Annotated in this window: 16 protein-coding genes and 1 rRNA gene; 6 read left to right on the forward strand and 11 right to left on the reverse strand. The window is 73.3% G+C overall.

Annotation, left to right across the window (positions count from 1 at the left end):
• A 5S ribosomal RNA gene (rrf, locus tag ACTWPP_RS18820) occupies window positions 1–87 on the forward strand; the annotation flags it as partial.
• 42 nt (window positions 88–129) lie between these two features.
• On the opposite strand, the gene ACTWPP_RS18825 is transcribed toward rrf, so the two are convergent.
• The 5 genes from ACTWPP_RS18825 to ACTWPP_RS18845 form a co-directional block, all read right to left on the reverse strand.
• Window positions 130–744: a TetR/AcrR family transcriptional regulator gene (locus ACTWPP_RS18825; protein ID WP_443105587.1), complete on the reverse strand. Its 615-nt coding sequence runs from the start codon at window positions 742–744 to the stop codon at window positions 130–132.
• A gap of 4 nt (window positions 745–748) precedes the next feature.
• Window positions 749–1,531: a fatty acid desaturase family protein gene (locus ACTWPP_RS18830; RefSeq protein WP_443105588.1), complete on the reverse strand. Its 783-nt coding sequence runs from the start codon at window positions 1,529–1,531 to the stop codon at window positions 749–751.
• Window positions 1,528–3,054, reverse strand: coding sequence for a phytoene desaturase family protein (locus ACTWPP_RS18835; protein WP_443105589.1), 1,527 nt, complete (start codon window positions 3,052–3,054; stop codon window positions 1,528–1,530). Before ACTWPP_RS18835 ends, ACTWPP_RS18830 begins: the two co-directional genes overlap by 4 nt.
• Window positions 3,055–3,177: 123 nt before the next feature.
• Complete coding sequence (locus ACTWPP_RS18840; RefSeq protein ID WP_443105590.1) at window positions 3,178–3,855, reverse strand: DUF998 domain-containing protein; 678 nt, start codon at window positions 3,853–3,855, stop codon at window positions 3,178–3,180.
• 93 nt (window positions 3,856–3,948) lie between these two features.
• On the reverse strand, window positions 3,949–4,752 hold the full coding sequence (locus ACTWPP_RS18845) for an ArsR/SmtB family transcription factor (protein WP_443105591.1): 804 nt from the start codon (window positions 4,750–4,752) through the stop codon (window positions 3,949–3,951).
• Between the two features lie 83 nt (window positions 4,753–4,835).
• On the opposite strand from ACTWPP_RS18845, the gene ACTWPP_RS18850 reads away from it, so the two are divergent.
• Window positions 4,836–5,255 (forward strand): SAM-dependent methyltransferase, encoded by a 420-nt coding sequence (locus ACTWPP_RS18850; RefSeq protein ID WP_443105592.1) that lies wholly within the window; start codon window positions 4,836–4,838, stop codon window positions 5,253–5,255.
• A 24-nt stretch (window positions 5,256–5,279) separates the two neighbouring features.
• Here ACTWPP_RS18850 and ACTWPP_RS18855 read toward each other — a convergent pair whose 3' ends face one another.
• The gene (locus tag ACTWPP_RS18855) at window positions 5,280–5,888 is read right to left on the reverse strand and encodes a TetR/AcrR family transcriptional regulator (RefSeq protein ID WP_443105593.1); all 609 of its coding nucleotides are present in this window, start codon (window positions 5,886–5,888) and stop codon (window positions 5,280–5,282) included.
• 99 nt (window positions 5,889–5,987) lie between these two features.
• On the opposite strand from ACTWPP_RS18855, the gene ACTWPP_RS18860 reads away from it, so the two are divergent.
• The 4 genes from ACTWPP_RS18860 to ACTWPP_RS18875 are packed head-to-tail and all read left to right on the forward strand — an operon-like array spanning window position 5,988 to window position 12,410.
• Entirely contained in the window at window positions 5,988–7,703 is a 1,716-nt protein-coding gene (locus ACTWPP_RS18860) for an acyclic terpene utilization AtuA family protein (RefSeq protein ID WP_443105594.1), read from the forward strand.
• Window positions 7,700–9,292 (forward strand): acyl-CoA carboxylase subunit beta, encoded by a 1,593-nt coding sequence (locus ACTWPP_RS18865; protein ID WP_443105595.1) that lies wholly within the window; start codon window positions 7,700–7,702, stop codon window positions 9,290–9,292. The genes ACTWPP_RS18860 and ACTWPP_RS18865 overlap by 4 nt, the downstream gene beginning before the upstream one ends.
• A 5-nt stretch (window positions 9,293–9,297) precedes the next feature.
• Window positions 9,298–11,259 (forward strand): acetyl/propionyl/methylcrotonyl-CoA carboxylase subunit alpha, encoded by a 1,962-nt coding sequence (locus ACTWPP_RS18870; RefSeq protein ID WP_443105596.1) that lies wholly within the window; start codon window positions 9,298–9,300, stop codon window positions 11,257–11,259.
• On the forward strand, window positions 11,256–12,410 hold the full coding sequence (locus ACTWPP_RS18875; protein ID WP_443105597.1) for an acyl-CoA dehydrogenase family protein: 1,155 nt from the start codon (window positions 11,256–11,258) through the stop codon (window positions 12,408–12,410). The genes ACTWPP_RS18870 and ACTWPP_RS18875 overlap by 4 nt, the downstream gene beginning before the upstream one ends.
• Here ACTWPP_RS18875 and ACTWPP_RS18880 read toward each other — a convergent pair.
• The 5 genes from ACTWPP_RS18880 to ACTWPP_RS18900 form a co-directional block, all read right to left on the reverse strand.
• Window positions 12,404–12,973, reverse strand: coding sequence for an AAA family ATPase (locus ACTWPP_RS18880; RefSeq protein ID WP_443105598.1), 570 nt, complete (start codon window positions 12,971–12,973; stop codon window positions 12,404–12,406). The genes ACTWPP_RS18875 and ACTWPP_RS18880 overlap by 7 nt on opposite strands.
• Complete coding sequence (locus ACTWPP_RS18885; protein ID WP_443105599.1) at window positions 12,970–14,034, reverse strand: enolase C-terminal domain-like protein; 1,065 nt, start codon at window positions 14,032–14,034, stop codon at window positions 12,970–12,972. The genes ACTWPP_RS18880 and ACTWPP_RS18885 overlap by 4 nt, the downstream gene beginning before the upstream one ends.
• Window positions 14,035–14,104: 70 nt before the next feature.
• Complete coding sequence (locus ACTWPP_RS18890; protein ID WP_443105600.1) at window positions 14,105–14,575, reverse strand: hypothetical protein; 471 nt, start codon at window positions 14,573–14,575, stop codon at window positions 14,105–14,107.
• Between the two features lie 40 nt (window positions 14,576–14,615).
• A complete protein-coding gene (locus ACTWPP_RS18895) occupies window positions 14,616–16,094 on the reverse strand; it encodes an LCP family protein (RefSeq protein WP_443105601.1) in 1,479 nt (492 codons plus the stop codon).
• A 109-nt stretch (window positions 16,095–16,203) separates the two neighbouring features.
• Window positions 16,204–17,667 carry an LCP family protein gene (locus ACTWPP_RS18900; protein ID WP_443105602.1) on the reverse strand — a complete coding sequence of 488 codons (1,464 nt, stop codon included), beginning with the start codon at window positions 17,665–17,667 and terminating at the stop codon, window positions 16,204–16,206.
• Window positions 17,668–17,683 lie beyond the last annotated feature (16 nt).

Raw genomic sequence — 17,683 nt, forward strand, 5'->3', positions numbered from 1 at the left:
GGTCCCATCCCGAACCCGGAAGTTAAGCCCTTCAGCGCCGATGGTACTGCACGGGAGACTGTGTGGGAGAGTAGGACGCCGCCGGACTCATATTGCAGGAAGGCCCCGCCGTCACCGGCGGGGCCTTCCTCATTTCTCGGGGGAGGAATTGCGGGCGCCGGCGAAGGTGTCCCAGAGGATCGCGGCGGGTTCGGCGGTGCTGAAGAGCGATTCGATGCGAGCGCGGTCGCCGTCCAGGTGGGTGAGGGTCTGGATGCCGAGGAACATCGCGACCGCGATCATGCCGAGGTCACGGGACGGGACGAGATGTTCCAGCGCCGTTCCGTCGACGAGACGCTCCACCGCGGCGGCGGCGAATCGGGACCATGAGTCGACGTGGGCGAGCAGTTCCTCCCGCAGCAGGGGCGAGGTGGCCGAGGCGGTGAAGAGTTCCTGGACCGCGTCGATGTGCCCTTGATCGGTCATGTCCTCGGCGTACAGTTCGCGGAGCCTGGAGAGCAGTCCGGTGGCGTCCGTGCAGGAGCCGAGCGCCTCCTCGTAGCGCGCCATCCGGGCCTGGCTCGTGTGGCGGAGCGCCGCGACGAGCAGCGCCTCCAGGTCCTCGAAGTGGTAGTAGATGACGCCCGGTGCGAAGCCGCCCGTCCTGGCGATCGAACGTGCCGTCGTCCCGCCGTATCCCTCGACCGCCAGCGTCCGGATGGTCGCTTCGAGGAGACGTTTCCTGGCCTCCGCGCGTGGCGCCATCCGCTCAGATCACTTTCCACGGTTTCACACCGGCGTCGGCGAGGACGGGGTCCAGCCGCCGTGCGAGCCGCGCCAGATGGTGGCTCGGCACCTGCGGGTACAGATGATGCTCCAAGTGGTACGTCAACTCCAGGAACAGTGCGGGGACGACCCGGCCGCGCAGGGTGTGGGTCTGCGTGAGCGGCGTGTCCCCGTAGTGCCGGTGCGGCAGGTGGACGGTCAGCAGCGGGTAGACCCAGCTTCCCACGATCATCATGAGGGCGTACACGAGGACGCCCCGCGAGAACAGGACGCCGCCGCCGATCACCGCGAAGGGCAGCGCCGCCTCCGCCAGCAGCCATGCCCGCTGACCGGCCGGGCCGCGCCGGTACGCCCACCACCAGAGGCGGATGAGGAAGACCGGCCCGTAGAGGATCGCGCCGAACGCGGACAGGTTCGCCGGATATCCCTCGGGGTCTTCGTCGCTGGGGAACGTCCGATGATGCTGCAGGTGCGTCGCGCGGTAGGCGTGGCCGCTTTCCAGCAGCACGGTGCCCAGCAGGAACAGGGCCCATTCCGTCGCCCGCTTGCCGAGACCGAGGGACCGGTGGACGACGTCGTGCGTCGCCGTCACCACCGCGACGAAGATTCCGAAGGCGATCAGCGGCGTCAGCCATCGCCATCCCGCGACCCATGCGGCGGTGAACAGGGCGATCCCCGCGTAGGGGAGCGAGAGGGTGAGGATGCGCCGTGGGCGGGTGGTGACGAGCAGGTCGGGGCCGAGTTCCGACAGCTTGGGCACCGTCATCGCGCCACCGCCGTCCGGCGCGCGGATTTGAGCGCTTCGTCCGCGACGATCCTGCTGCCGAGCGCGCACGCGACGGTGCCGAGGCCGGGCCAGGTGGAGTCGCCGACGAGCCACAGGCCGGGCACGCCCAGCGAATGGGGGACGGCGTTCTGGTTGGCGTTGCCGGGCGACTGATGGGCGCCGCCGACAGCGCCGCCCGGCCGGAACGCGAAACGTTCGTACGAGCGCGGGGTCCCCACCTCCCAGACGCGTGCGTGTTCGCCGAGGGCGGGGTGGACGCGGCGGGCCAGGCCGACGAGACGCTCCCCGATCGCGTGCTTGCGGGCCTCGTAGTCGGCGTCCGGCAGTCCCCGCCACTCCGCGAGCCGGGTGTGCGTGGAGATCATCACGGCGCGTTCGCCCGGCGGTGCGCTTTCGGTGTCGCCCCGCGCGGACACCGAGACGAACATGTTGTTGCCGTCGCCGAGCGGCCGTTCGTAGTCGTGCAGCAGCTGGTGGTGGGTGAACTCCTGGCCGTCGACCTCGCCGTCCGGCACGCCGAGGAACACGACGATCGCGCCGCCCATGTCGTGCTCGTCCCGGTCCAGGTAGGGCTTGAGCGGGCGTGAGAGGTCGGGGACGACGCGTGCGGTCGTGGCGGCCGGCAACGCGCTCACCACCTGCCGGGCATGGACGACGCCCCGCCCCGTGTGGACGGCGAACGCCCCGGCCCGCCCGGTGACCCGCTCGGCGTGGCAGCCGACGTGCAACTGCCCGCCGATTCCGCGGTAGTGCGCGAGGAAACGCCGCCAGAACCCGCGCATGCCGCCGTCCGCGCGGGTGAGTCCGGCGCCGCGGATGGTGACGCCGAGGGCGGCGTTGATGAGCGGGGCGCGGTCGACGGTGCTGTGCACGGTGTCCTCCACCAGCATCGACAGCAGCCCGACGAGCGGTGCGTCGCCGCGGAGGCGGTGCCGGACGAGGACGTCCCCGAGGGTGGTGTTGAGGTGGCGGGTGAGCGGGAGGCCGCGCGGCCCGAGGGCCCGCAGGTTGTGCATCGCGTCCGCGGGACGCCGGATCGGCAGCCGCACGCCGGCGCGGCTCGCGTTCCAGAACACGTGCGCGAGGCGGTCGAGCTGTGCCCAGAACGCGCGGTGCCGGGGGCTGTCGCCCAGCGCGTATAGCCTTTCGCGGTGCCAGGCGCGGGTGTCGCGGTGGAGGGTGACCTTGCGGTCGGGCAGCCAGCCGACGTAGCCGGGCAGTGCCTCGCCGGGGACCGGGTCCATCCCGACGCTGTCGAGGAGTTCCGCGCCGACGCCGCCGGGTTCGAAGTCGACCATCGTCGTCGCGCCCACGTCGAAGGAGAAGCCCCGCCGCCGGTAGTAGCCGGCGCAGCCGCCCACGTGGCCGTGCGCCTCGATCACGAGCGTGGACACTCCCGCCGCCTGCAGCCGGGCCGCCGTCGCCATCCCGGCGAGCCCGCCGCCGAGCACGGCCACCTCGCACGACGCCGGGAAACGCGCCGCTCTCCGTGGACGATCCATCTGAACACTTGTTCTGAACATGAGTTCAGATTCCGCCTGGTATTGGATGCGGTCAATGCGCGGAGGCGGAAATGGCCGGAGGCGGCCCCGCTCCCGCGTGGAACGAGACCGCCTCCGGGCGGTTCAGGTGCGGCCGGCGGATTCGCGCAGGAACTTCAGCGACAGGACGGCGGCCCACGTCCAGATGGCGGCGCCTCCGGCGAGCATCAGCCGGAAGTCGCCCGCGGGGAACGCGGCGAACCCCAGCACGAAGTACGCGGACGGTGCGGCGGCGCTGTAGATCGTCCAGCCGGGCCGTCCCTCGCGGAGGAACCGGCGGGCGAACACCACGCACGCCGCGCTCAGCGCGAGGCCCATCCCGACCGGGGCGAGGTTGTGCAGCATGCCGTGCCAGGTGACCTCGGCGGCACCGCCGGGCGTACCGGCCGGGAAGCCGTCGGCCGGGTCGGTGCGGAACACACCGGCCCACACCAGGCTCGCGCCGTAGACGGCGATGAGGGCGGTGCCCCAGGTGCGGCCCATCGTGCCCGGTTCCAGGACGCGGCGCAGCCCGGCGGCGGACGCCGCGACGAGGACGCCGCAGACCAGGAAGTTCGCGGTCTGGATCCACCCGTGCTCGCCGAGCGCGAGCATGCTGAGCGGATGGCGCGCGGCGTCATGGCCGTCGCGGGTGAGGGCCTGCGCGACGATCAGCAGCACGAACAGCGGCCCGGCGGCGACTCCGCCGGCGAGCAGCGCGCGGGCGGAGGCGGGCGATGTGTGGGAACGGGAGCGGCCGGCGGCGGTGGGTGCGGTGAGCATGATGACTCCTTTTCGGGGGCGGCGGCGGGGCGCCGGACGGGTCCCGGCCGCCGCCTTTCGGGGCAGGACAGGGGGGACGGGGGACGGAGACGATCAGGCGAAGAGGGGCTCGCCGGTCTCCAGCAGGGTCTTCAGGTCGCTCAGCGTCTGGCTCCAGCCGCCGCCGGCCTCGGGGATCTCGCCCGCGCCCTGCGCCGCCGTCTGCGGTGCGCCGGTCACGTCGTGGGTGACGGTCAGCCGTGAGACGCCGGCGCCGTCGTCCTCGATCTCATAGGTGAGCCGCGTGTGCGGCTCGCCGAGGAACAGCGCGCGCCACGTCTGGACGAGCCTGCGCGGCGGGTCCGTTTCGATGACCTCGCCGTCGAGCACCACGTCCGGGGCGCCGTGCTCCTTCATCACGTCGCTGGCGAGCCCGCGGAAGGCTCCGCCGGGGCGCAGGTCGTACTCCACCGGCGCCTGGTAGCCGAACTTCACCGTCCACTCCGGCGTGGTGATGGCGTCCCAGATGGCCTGGGGCGTCGCCTTGATGTACACCCGGTACACCTGGACGGTCCTGTCGCCACCGGTCTCGGTCGTCGTCATGTCGGACTCCAGTTCTCTCTTGAGGTCGGCGAGCGCCGCGACGGGCTGCTCGGTGTACTTGCCGATCCACCGGTCGTGGATCAGCCGGATCGGCACGGGGTTGAGGAAGTGCAGCTTCTCCCGGCCCGAACGGCGGGTGATCACCAGTCCGGCGTCCTCCAGCACGCGCAGGTGCTTGGCGACCCCGAACCGCGTCATCTCCACCTCCGACTCCAGTTCGCCGAGCGTCCGCCCGTCCCGGGCGAACAGCAGGTCGAGCAGGAACCGGCGGGTCGGGTCCGCCAGCGACTTGAACGCCAGATCGTCGTCGTCCACACCTGCAAGATAGGTGACCAAAAGGTCACATGTCAACCATGGTCGAGGAAAGATCCGGTGGGGAGATGTCCTATCGTCGGCCCATGACGCTCTCGCCCCGGCTCGCCGAGATCGTGGGCGCGCTGCCGCTCACGCCGGACATGCGCGTCCTGGAGATCGGCTGCGGCCCGGGTGCCGCCGCGCGGGCCGTCGCGGCTCGGCTCGGCACCGGCCATGTACTGGCGATCGACCGGTCCGCCAAGGCGATCGCGCAGGCGGAGGCCGCCTCGGCCGCCGAGATCGCGTCGGGGCGCATGAGCGTCCGGCGCACCGCGATCGAGGACTTCGCGCCGGAACCCGGCGAAGGCCCGTTCGACCTCGTCTTCGCCGTGCGGGTGGGCGCACTCGACGGCCGCCATCCGGAGGCGGGCCGGGAGGCCGCGCGGCGCATCGCCGCGGTGCTGGCGCCCGGCGGCCGCGTCTTCGTCGACGGCGGGCGCCCCCTGCGGGAGATCACCGTCTGAGCCGCGGCCCGCGGCCGGGCGGGGTCAGCCGCGGAGGGCCCGGTCGAGGGTGGCGGCCCACTGGTTCAGCAGGCGGGTGCGGCGGGCCGAGTCGTCGGTGAGGAGGTCGGCCAGGCCGAGGCCGCGCACGAGGTCGAGCGTCGCCTGGACGGTCTCCCGGACCCCGGGCACGCTCTCGTCCGCGCCGAGCGCCTCGATGGTGAGGCGGTGCGCCTCGCGCCCGACCCGAGTCTCCAGGGGGACGACCTGCGCGCGGAGCTGCTCGTCGGAGCTGGCGGCGACCCAGAGCTGCAGAGCGGCGCGGAACAGCGGGCTGGTGTACATCTCGCCGAGCAGCGCGACGACGTCCAGGGTGGACGGACGCCTTCCGGCCAGCGCGTCCAGGCGCTCGCGCATCTGCGTCATCCGCACGTCGGAGCCGTACTCGACCGCCGCCGTCACCAGCTCCTCGCGCGTCCTGAAGTGGTGCTGCGCGGCGCCCCGGGAGACGCCGGCGCGTTCGGCGACCACCGCCACGGTCGTCCCCGCCCAGCCCACGGAGGCGAGGCAGTCGACGGCGGCCTCCAGGAGGCGCCGCCGGGTCGCGCGGCTGCGGTCCTGCTGCGGTTCGCGGGGGACTGCCTGCGTGGTCATGTGGTCCTCGGCTCGGTGGGTCTCCAGTCAACCAAAGCGCCATCGAAGAAACAATCATGCATGATTGATTTTTTCGGTCCGGGCTGGCAGGGTTCAGCCATGAGACAACCGCTGCGGGTCGGTAACGCCTCGGGCTTCTACGGCGACCGCTTCTCCGCGGTCCGGGAGATGCTGGAGGGCGGGCCGCTGGACGTCCTCACCGGCGACTACCTCGCCGAGCTGACGATGCTGATCCTCGGGCGCGGCAGGATGAAGGACCCGGACGCCGGGTACGCCACCACGTTCCTGCGGCAGATGGAGGAGTGCCTCGGGCTCGCCGTGGAGCGCGGCACGGCGGTCGTCGCCAACGCCGGCGGACTCAACCCGCGTGGCCTCGCGGACAGGCTGCGCGAACTGGCCGGACGGCTCGGGCTCGAGGTGCGGATCGCCCATGTCGAGGGCGACGACCTGCTGGCGCGGGCCGGGGAACTGGGGCTCGCGGCCTCGCGCTACGGGCCGCCGCTCACGGCCAACGCCTATCTGGGGGCGTGGGGGATCGCCGAGTGCCTGCGGCGCGGCGCCGACGTGGTGGTGACCGGCCGCGTCACCGACGCGTCCCTGGCCGTGGGGCCGGCCGCCGCGCACTTCGGCTGGGCGCGGGACGACTGGGACGCGCTGGCCGGCGCCACGGCCGCCGGGCACGTCCTGGAGTGCGGGGCGCAGGCGACGGGCGGCAACTACGCCTTCTTCGAAGAAATCTACGATGTAAAGGCGCCGGGCTTTCCGGTCGCCGAGATCCACGCCGACGGCTCCAGCGTGATCACCAAGCACGACGGGACGGGCGGCGCCGTGACCGTCGAGACCGTCACGGCCCAGCTGCTGTACGAGATCGGCGGGCCGTCCTACGCCGGTCCGGACGTCACGACGCGCTTCGACACGATCGAGCTGGCCCAGGACGGCCCCGACCGGGTCCGCGTCAGCGGCGTCAAGGGCGTCCCGCCGCCCGCGACCACCAAGGTGTGCCTCAACCACCTCGGCGGCCACCGCAACGAGATGACGTTCGTCCTCACCGGGCTCGGCATCGAGGCCAAGGCGGAACTCGCCGAGAGGCAGCTGGAAGCGGCGTTCGGCGACGCCCCGCCGGCCCGCGTCGAATGGACGCTCATCGGCACCGCCGCGCCCGACCCCGCCACGCAGGGGGAGGCCACCGCCCTGCTGCGCTGCGCCGTCCTCGACCCCGACCCGGAGAAGGCCGGCCGCGCCTTCAGCGGCGCGGCCGTGGAACTGGCCCTCGCCGGCTACCCCGGCTTCACGATGACCTCCCCGCCCGGCAAGGCCGCCCCCTACGGCGTCTACACGCCGGCGTTCGTCCCGAACGAGGCGGTCGAGCACGTCGCGGTCACGCACGGGGGCGAGCACGTCCCCATCCCGCCCGCGACCGAGACGGCCGCCCCTCCCGCACCGGAGGAAGCCGCCCACCGGGAACCGCAGGCGGCGCAGGGACCCGTCGCCCGCGTGCCCCTCGGGCGGGTCGCGGGGGCGCGGAGCGGGGACAAGGGCGGGGACGCCAACATCGGCGTGTGGGCGCGGACCGACGGGCAGTGGCGGTGGCTCGAACCGTTCCTCACCGTCGAGCGGTTCCGCGAGCTGCTGCCCGAGACCCGCGACCACGCCGTCCACCGCCATGTCCTGCCCAACCTCCGTGCGGTCAACTTCGTCGTCGAGGGGCTGCTGCAGGAGGGCGTATCGGCCTCGACCCGGTTCGACCCGCAGGGCAAGGCCCTCGGCGAGTGGCTGCGGTCCCGCCTCGTCGACATCCCGGAGGCAGTCCTTTGACGCTCAAGAGCACACTCGACCCGCGCGGCCCGGAGTACCGGGAGCGCCGCGCGGCCATGCTGGAGAAGATCGCCGCCCTGGACGCCGAGCACGCCAAGGCGCTGGAGGGCGGCGGCGAGAAGTACGTCGCGCGGCACCGCGAGCGCGGCAAGATGCTCGCGCGGGAACGCATCGAGCTGCTGGTCGACCCCGACTCGCCGTTCCTGGAGTTGAGCCCCCTCGCCGCGTGGGGCAGCGACTTCCCCGTCGGCGCGAGCGTCGTCACCGGCATCGGGGTCGTCGAGGGCGTCGAATGCGTGATCGTCGCGAACGACCCGACGGTGCGGGGCGGGGCCAGCAACCCGTGGACCATGAAGAAGAGCTTCCGGGCGTCCGACATCGCGCTGGAGAACCGGCTGCCGCTCATCAACCTGGTCGAGTCGGGCGGCGCCGACCTGCCGACGCAGAAGGAGATCTTCATTCCGGGCGGGCGGATGTTCCGCGACCTGACCCGGCTGTCGGCGGCCGGGATCCCGACGATCGCGCTGGTGTTCGGCAACTCCACCGCGGGCGGCGCGTACATCCCGGGCATGTGCGACTACGTCGTCATGGTGAAGGAGCGCGCGAAGGTGTTCCTCGGCGGGCCGCCGCTGGTGAAGATGGCGACGGGGGAGGAGGCCGACGACGAGGAGCTCGGCGGCGCGGAGATGCACGCGCGGATCTCGGGCCTCGCCGACCACATGGCCGTGGACGAGGCGGACGCGCTGCGCCTCGGCCGCCAGATCGTCAAGAACCTCAACCACCGCAAGCTCGGCCCGCCGCCCGGCCCGGTGGAGGAGCCGCTGTACGACGCGGACGAGCTGGCCGGCATCGTCCCCGAGGACCTGAAAATCCCGTTCGACCCGCGCGAGGTCATCGCCCGGATCGCGGACGGCTCGCGGTTCGACGAGTTCAAACCCCTGTACGGGACGAGCCTCGTCACCGGCTGGACGCGCGTCCACGGCCACCCGGTCGGGGTGCTCGCCAACGCGCAGGGCGTCCTGTTCGGCGAGGAGGCGCAGAAGGCGGCGCAGTTCATCCAGCTCGCCAACCAGAGCGACACGCCGCTGCTGTTCCTGCACAACACGACGGGCTACATGGTCGGCAGGGACTACGAGCAGGCCGGGATCATCAAGCACGGCGCCCTGATGATCAACGCGGTGGCCAACAGCACGGTCCCGCACCTGTCGATCGTGATGGGCGCCTCGTACGGGGCGGGCAACTACGGCATGTGCGGCCGCGCGTACGACCCCCGGTTCCTGTTCACGTGGCCGAGCGCGAAGTCGGCGGTGATGGGCCCGCAGCAGCTCGCCGGCGTCCTGTCGATCGTGGCGCGGCAGGCCGCCGAAGCGCGCGGGCAGGCCTACGACGACGAGCAGGACCGGGCGATGCGGGAGATGGTCGAGACGCAGATCGAGGCGGAGTCGCTGCCGTTCTTCCTGTCGGGGCGGCTCTACGACGACGGCGTGATCGATCCGCGCGACACCCGCACCGTCCTCGGCCTGTGCCTGTCCGCCGTCCACAACGCGCCCGTGCGCGGAGCCGATGGCTTCGGCGTCTTCCGGATGTGAGGCTGATGATCAGAACAGTGCTGGTCGCCAACCGCGGTGAGATCGCCCGCCGCGTCCTGCGGGCCTGCCGGGACCTCGGCATCGGGACGGTCGCCGTCCACTCCGACCCGGACGCGGGCGCGCCGCACGTCCGGGAGGCGGACGTGGCGGGACGGCTGCCCGGAGCGTCCCCGGCGGACACGTACCTGTCGGCCGGGCGGCTCCTCGCCGTGGCGCGGAGCGCCGGGGCGGACGCCGTCCACCCGGGGTACGGGTTCCTGTCGGAGAACGCGGACTTCGCGCGGGCCGTCCTCGACGCGGGCCTGACCTGGATCGGCCCGCCGCCCGAGGCGATCGCCGCGATGGGCCTCAAGATCGAGGCCAAGAAGCTGATGGCCGCCGCGGACGTCCCGGTGCTGCCGGAGCTGGACCCCGCCCAGGTGACCGGCGCCGACTTCCCGCTGCTGGTGAAGGCGTCGGCGGGCGGCGGCGGGCGCGGCATGCGGATCGTCCGGGCGCCGGGCGAGCTGCCGGACGCCGTCGCCGGGGCCCGCCGCGAGGCGGAGTCGGCGTTCGGTGACCCGACGGTGTTCTGCGAGCCGCTGCTGGAAGGCGCCCGGCACATCGAGGTGCAGATCCTCGCCGACGCCCACGGCACGGTGTGGGCGCTCGGCGAACGCGAATGCTCGATCCAGCGCCGCCACCAGAAGATCGTCGAGGAGGCGCCGTCGCCGGCGGTCGGGCCCGCGCTGCGCGCCGAACTGTGCGGGGCGGCGGCGAGCGCGGCCCGCGCCATCGGCTACACGGGCGCGGGCACGGTCGAGTTCATGCTGGCCCGCGACGGCCGCTTCTCCTTCCTGGAGGTCAACACCCGCCTCCAGGTCGAGCATCCGGTCACCGAGTGCGTGTACGGGGTCGACCTCGTCCGGCTGCAGATCGAGATCGCCGAAGGGGCCCGGCTCCCGGACGCGGTGCCGGAGCCGCGCGGCCACGCCATCGAGGTCCGCCTGTACGCCGAGGACCCCGCCCGCGACTGGCGTCCGGGCAGCGGCGCCCTGCACACCTTCGAGGTGCCGGACGTCGACGCCGAGTTCGCCGTCCCCGCGTCCTACGGGCTGCGGCTCGACAGCGGGGTGGAGAGCGGCGGCGAGATCGGCGTCCACTACGACCCGATGCTCGCCAAGGTGATCGCGTGGGCGCCGGACCGCCGTGCCGCGGCCCGCCGTCTCGCGGCCGGGCTGCGCGGCGCCCGCGTCCACGGCCCGGCCACCAACCGCGACCTGCTCGTCCGGATCCTGGAGGAGCCCGGCTTCCTGGACGGCGACACCGACACCGGATACCTCGACCGGATCGGCCTCGCCGACCTCGCCGCGCCGCTGGCGGGCGAGGCCGCGGTCCGGGCGTCAGCGCTGGCCGCCGCGCTGGCCGGGGCCGCCGCGGACCGGGCCGCCGCGCCGACGCTCGGCGGGCTTCCGTCCGGGTGGCGCAACGTCCGGTCGCAGCCTCGGCGCAGGACGTTCGAGGGCCCGTCCGGGACGGTCACGGCCGACTACCATCTGCACCGGGACGGGCTGGTGTCGGAGCTGTGCCCCGGCACCTCGCTGGTGAGCGTCACACCGGAACGGGTCGTCCTGGACCATGACGGCCTGCGCGAGACGTTCAGGGTGACCACGGCCGGCGGGTCGGTCCATGTCGACTCCCGCCTCGGCCCGGTGACGTTCAAGGCCGTCCCGCGTTTCACCGACCCGAGCAGCCACATCGCACCCGGCTCGCTCCTGGCGCCCATGCCGGGGACCGTCGTGCGCGTCGAGACGGAACAGGGGGCCGCCGTCACCGAGGGGCAGACCCTCGTCGTCCTGGAGGCGATGAAGATGGAGCACCGCATCGCCGCCCCCGCCTCCGGGACCGTCGCGGAACTGAACGTCTCGGCGGGGCGGCAGGTCGAGTCCGGCGCCGTCCTCGCCGTCATCGAAGGGATTCCCGAATGAGCTTCGTCGAGACCGAGGAACGGCGGGCGTTGCGCACGGCCGTCGCCGAGCTGGGGGCAGCGTACGGCGCCTCGTACTACGTGGAGAAGGCCAGGGCGGCGCAGAAGACCGACGAGCTGTGGTCGGAGGCCGGGCGGCTCGGTTACCTCGGCGTGAACGTGCCCGAGGAGTACGGCGGCGGAGGCGGAGGCATCGGCGACCTCGCCGCGGTGTGCGAGGAGCTGGCCGCGGCCGGCTGCCCGCTGCTGCTGATGGTCGTGTCCCCGGCGATCTGCGCCACGATCATCGCGCGGTCCGGTACCGACGACCAGAAGAAGCGGTGGCTTCCCCGTTTCGCCGACGGCTCGGTCAAGATGGCGTTCGCGATCACCGAGCCCGACGCGGGCTCCAACTCGCACCGGATCACCACCACGGCACGCCGGGACGGCGACGGCTGGGTGCTGAACGGGCAGAAGACGTTCATCTCCGGGGTGGACGAGGCCGACGCCGTCATGTTCGTCAGCCGCAGCCAGGACCAGAAGGGCAACCTGCGGCCCTCCCTGTTCATCGTCCCGACGGACGCGCCGGGCTTCTCCCGGACGCCGATCGACATGGAGATCGTGTCGCCGGAGAAGCAGTTCATCTGCCACCTCGACGACGTCCGGCTGCCCTACGACGCGCTCGTCGGCGACGAGGACGGCGGCCTCCTGCAGCTGTTCGCCGGCCTCAACCCCGAGCGGATCATGGCGTCCGCCATGGGCGCCGGAATCGGCCGCCTGGCCCTCGGGAAGGCGACCGCCTACGCGAAGGAGCGGCAGGTCTTCAAGACGCCCATCGGCGCGCACCAGGGCCTCGCGCACCCGCTCGCCGCCGCGAAGATCGAGCTGGAACTGGCGCGGCTGATGGGGCAGAAGGCCGCCTGGCTGTACGACGAGGGCGACGACACGGGCGCCGGGGAGGCCGCGAACATGGCCAAGTACGCCACCGCCGAGGCCGCGATCCACTGCGTCGACCAGGCCATCCAGACCCACGGCGGCAACGGCCTCACCACCGAGTACGGCGTCGGGATGCTCGCCGGGGTCGTCCGGCTCATGCGCATCGCCCCGGTCAGCCGGGAAATGATCCTCAACTACGTCGCGCAGCACTCCCTGGGCCTCCCCAAGTCCTACTGACCGGCCAGCGCGTCGAGCTGCTCCTCCAGGGGGACGGGCGCCGCCAGCCGGTTGTCCACGGCCGTGTGGGGGACGGGCGGCGGCTCGTCCGGGCGCATCCGGGCGGTGAAGGCCTCGAAGTCGGCCAGCTTGCCGGTGTCGCGGGGCGAACCGCGTTCCTCCAGGCGGCGGCGCAGCGTCGCGGCGTCGGTGCGGACCCACACGAGACGCACCGGCGGGCCGCCCAGGGACCGCGTCCACTCCGCCCAGCGGGACACGTCCCGGATGTGGCCGGTGAACGGGCCGCTGAGCAGTACCGGGCAGCCGCGGGCGCGGATCTCCCGGGCCGTCGCGGTCATCCCCGCGTACTCGTGCGCCTTGACGTGCTCGTCGTACCACGGGCCCTCGCGCTCGCCCGGATCGCGGGCGGACGCGGCGAGGGCGGCCTCGACGAACGGCCCGTACATCGTGTCCTTGTCCAGCAGGGCCGGGACGGGACGCAGCCGCGCCAGCAGCAGGTCCGCCACGGTGGACTTGCCGCAGCCGGGCGGGCCCGCCACCACCCAGACCGGGGCGGGCATCATGTCGACAGGCGCAGCCGGCGGGTCGCCAGCCGCTCGATGCGCGCCTCGTCGATCTCGTGGCCGAGACCGGGCTGGGTGAGCGGGACCCCGACGACGCCGCCGGACGAGCGGACGGGCGGCGTCACGAACACCGGTCCGCCCGCCGGGTCGGACACGTCGCTCGGGAGCGTGCAGCCCGGCAGGGACGCCAGCGCGACGGCGGCGGCCTGGCCGATGCCGAACGCGCCGGAGCCGCTGCACCACACGTCCCACCCCGCCGCGTACGCCAGGTCGTGGGCGCCGCGGGCCGCGGTCAGCCCGCCGAGCCGGTCCAGCCGCAGGTGCAGGGCGCGGCCCGCCTCCAGCGACAGGGCCGCATCGAGGTCCTCCAGGTCGCCGATGGCGGGGGCGAGGGCGGCGCCCACGCGGAGCTGGAGCCGGGCGTGCGCGGCGAGGTCGCCGGCCGGGAACGGACGCTCGATCGCCGCCAGGCCGTAGGCGTCCAGCCCCTCCAGCACGGCCATGTGCTCGGGCGACTCCGAGTAGGCGTGGCCCGCGTCGGCCACGAGCGCCAGCGCCGGGTACGCCTGCCTGACCGTCCGGACCGGCTCGATGTCCCAGCCGGGACGTATGTCCAGGGTGACGCGGGTGTGGCCCGCCCCGACGGCCTTATTGACGCGGCCCGTGAGCGTGTCCAGCGCCGGCTCGGGCGAGATCCGCGCACCGGTCACGATGGACGTGCGGGTGCCGCCGAGCGCGTGCGCGAGCGGCAGGCCCCTCGCGCGGCACCACAGGTCCCAGCAGGCGGTGTCGACGGCGGCGGCCGCCTCCGGGGCGCCGAGGTCGGCGGCGGCGGACACGTCCTCGGGACGGTCCAGGTCGAGCCCGACGAGCGCGGGACCCATGCGCTCCTCGATGTCGGCCCAGGCCGGGCCCGGACCGGCGGAGCCGCCGGTGACGGCCATCTCGCCCCACCCGACCGCGTCGCCGCCGGTGAGGCGGACGAGGACGCTCTCCGGCCGCCGCCCGCGCGGCATCGTCACGCGGAAGGCGTCGCAGCCCTGGATCCGAGGCACCCGCACCCGCCCTTCGAGGAAGTGGTCTCCTCCAATGATCCCCCCTCCGGGAACGTGCGAAGACACACCGCGCGGGTCAGGCCGGACCGGGCGGCCCCGACGAACCGCCGCCGAGACGGCGCAGGACCGGCCGCAGCGGGCGCCGCTCGTAGCCGCCGTCGGCGAGGCCCGCGAGTCGCTCGAACGGGTTGTAGGACGACCAGTCGCCGCACAGCAGCATCGACACCCCCGCGCACACCCCGTACAGCGGGATCATGAGCAGGCCGAGGCACCAGGCGTACTGCGTGCAATGCCGCGCCTCGTGCCGCAGCAGCGGGGATCCGTCGGCGAGGCCGGACGCGTCGCCTCGCAGGAGGACGACGTTGCCGACCGTGAACACCGGCGCGACCGGCAGCGGCGGCCGGTAGCCGCCGGCCACCAGCAGCCCGTCCGGGGCCCGGCGGACGCTGCGCGGACGGCGTGTGGCGGTCAGGGCCAGCAGCAGACCCAGACCCGTCGACAGGTTGACCGCATTGACGGCCTGCCGGAGCCGGTGCACCCGTGTCACGCGTACGAGTGTCCCGTGCCGGCGCCCCCGCCGGGAGCGGCTAGGGGCAGTTCGCCTCCAGGGACACCGGCTCGCTGGTGGGCGCCCGCGTCGCGCCGCCGCCCGGCTGCTGGCCCGTCACCGGCGGGGACACGCTCGGCGACGCGCCCGCAGCGCCGCCCGGATCGCTGCTCAGCCGGCGGGGATCGGTGGTGACCGCCTCGGACGCCAGCTTGCGGATGAGGTCGAAGTCCGGGTTCCCGGTGTAGATCAGCGGCGGCACGAACTGCAGGCTGTTGATCTGCGCACCGTCCTTGACCTTGTTCGACAGCTTCATCAGCGCGGGCAGCAGCTCGTGCGGGATGTCGGTCGACAGGGTCCGCTTGGCGGCCGCGGCGAGCTTGTCGAAGCTGGTGAGGACGGTCCGCGGGTCGGCCTGCTCGGCGATCGCGGCCATCAGGCACTTCTGCCGCGCCATCCGCACGTAGTCGCTGCTGCCCGTGCGGGACCGGCCGTACCAGAGCGCCTCCTTGCCCGACAGCGTCCGGTAGCCGGGCTCCAGCACCGCGCCCTCCAGCCCGTACGGGATGGGCTGCTTGATCATGATCTTGACGCCGCCCATGGCGTCGACGATGTCGGCGAAGCCGAACATGTCGACCAGGATGTAGTAGTCGACCCGGAGCCCGAGGATGCCGGCGATGGTGGCCTTCAGCAGTTCGGGGCCGCGCTGGTTCTTGGGGACGCCCGGCACCACGTCGGGGTGCTCCTCGGCGTACTGGTACACCTCGTTCAGCAGGCCCGGCGTCTGCGGGCCGTCCCCGGTGAAGCCGTAGGGGAAACGGTCGCGGGCCGGTCCGGGCGGCAGCTGGAAGCTCTCCAGGTTGCGGGGGAGGCTCAGCAGCACCGTGTCGCCGGTCTCGGTGTCGACGCTGGCCACCGTCATGCTGTCGGTGCGCACGCCGGTGCGGTTCTCGGCGGAGTCGCCGCCGAGGAGCAGGATGTTGACCCGGGCCTGCCCGTTGAACGGGTCGTCGGCGTCGACCTCCTTGCCGTTCTCGCTGCCGCTCTGGAAGATGCTGGTCAGCGCGTCCCGGTAGACGTAGGTGCCGTGCGCCGACCAGGCCACGGGGACCGCGACGGCGAAGCACATCACGGCGACGGCGGCGGCGCCGAGCGTGCGGGCGGCGGCCGACAGCCGGAGGGGGCGCAGCACCTGGTAGGAGCGGATCACGATGAAGACCCACACCACGCCGAGCGCCAGCAGCGCGGCGGACAGCCGCTGCAGCACGTCCGGCTGGACGGCCAGGTGCATCAGGTCGGAGCGGTAGAAGGCGGCGGCGACCGCCACGGTGGCGGCGAGCGCGGCGTACAGTGCGAGCAGCAGCCACCCGGCGAGGCGGCGGCCGGCGACGATGTGGGCGATGCCCCACACCAGGGCCGACGCGAGCGTCAGCGCGAGCGCCCTGGGGAGCCCGCCGGCGCCGCCGGGGGGGCGATCCCCGCTCCCTTCCCGGGCGCGCCGACTCGCCGATCGACCCATGTACGCTCCGATTCCCACCCACGGTGAAATAAGCCTGGCTCACAATTAACGACGCGCGAAACCGGTCAAAAGTTGCGTGGGAGTCGACCGCGTGCGAGCGCGTGTTGCCCTAGGTGCAGCTGTTGCTCAGGATATGCAATCCGGCCGTCTTATGGGAGCCGGACGCGGAGTCGCGGACCGCCCGCGCCGCCATCCGCCTGATCTCGGCGTAGTCCGGGCGCCCCGTCGAGATGAGGGGCGGGACGAACTGCAGGCTCGTGATCTCGGCGTTCCTGACCTTGGCCGCCAGCTCGACCAGCGGCGGCAGCAGCCGCCGCGGCAGATCGGTGCTGACGGAGTCCTTGAAGACGCGGGTGAGCCGCTCGAAGCTGCGCAGCACCGTGAGCGGCCCCGCCTGGTGGGCGAGCGCCCACATCAGGCATTTCTGCCGGCCCATCCGGTCGAAGTCGCTGCTGCCCGTCCGCGACCGCCCGTACCAGAGGGCCTCCCGGCCGCTCAGCGTGCGGCATCCGGGTTCGAGGACCCCGGACGGCACCTGCTGCCTGGGGACGGGGACGGCGTCGGCCACACAGACCCGGACACCGCCGACCGCGTCCACGATCTGCCGGAAGCTGCGCATGTCGACCATCGCGTAGTAGGGGACGGGACGGCCGAGGATGTGCGCGACGGTCCGCTTCAGCAGCTCGGCGCCGGGATCGCGGACGTGCCCGTCGCCCGCGAGGACGCCGGGACGCCGTTTGCCGTCCAGGTAGACGGCGTTCAGCAGCGCCTCGGACGGGTACGGAACCCGTTCGCTGCCCGACCACACCGGCACGTGCTGCAGATTGCGCGGCAGGCTCAGCAGGACCGTGTTCCCCGTCCCGGTGTCGATGCTGGCGAGCGTCATGCTGTCGGTGCGGATGCCGGGGCGGCCCACGTCGGCGTCGCCGCCGATGAGGAGGACGTTGAGGCGCGGGATCCGCGCCCACGGGTCGTCGGCGGCCCGCGGGGCGGCCGCCCCGCCTCCGGCGCCGGCGGCGTCCCGGTCGTCGGTGAACAGGCTGGTGACCAGGCCGCGCTGCAGATGGCCGTAGTGGGCGGCGGTCAGCGGCGGGACGATGACCAGCAGGCACAGGACCGAGACCGTGGTGCCTCCGGCGAGCCGCCACAGCGGCGGCAGCCCGTCCGGCGCCAGCACGGCGTAGGAGTGGACGATCAGCCCTGCCCACAGCGCCGCGAGGACCGTGGAGCCTGCCGTCAGGGCCAGCAGCCAGCCGGGCCGCACCGACAGCTCCAGGAACAGGGAACGGCCGTGACCGGCGCAGATCGCGGCGGCGGTCAGCAGCACCGCCTGCGCGCCGATCAGTGCCGAGCCGAGCCGCACGCGCCCCGCCCGCAGGTGCGCGACGCCGGGCAGCGCCGGCGACGCCGCGGCGATCAGCAGTGCCTCGGCCAGCCGCCGCAGCGCCGCGTCCCGCCGGTCCCGCTCGGCCCGCCTGCTCCGCTCGTGCCGCTTGTCCCGCCCGCCGTCCTCCGGCCGCGTGTCGTCCGGCAGCAGCGGTGTCCGGCCCCCGATCGGCCCGCCGTCGAACATGCTCGCCCCCCTCGGG

Source organism: Actinomadura sp. 3N407, assembly GCF_052245875.1.
Lineage (GTDB): Bacteria > Actinomycetota > Actinomycetes > Streptosporangiales > Streptosporangiaceae > Spirillospora.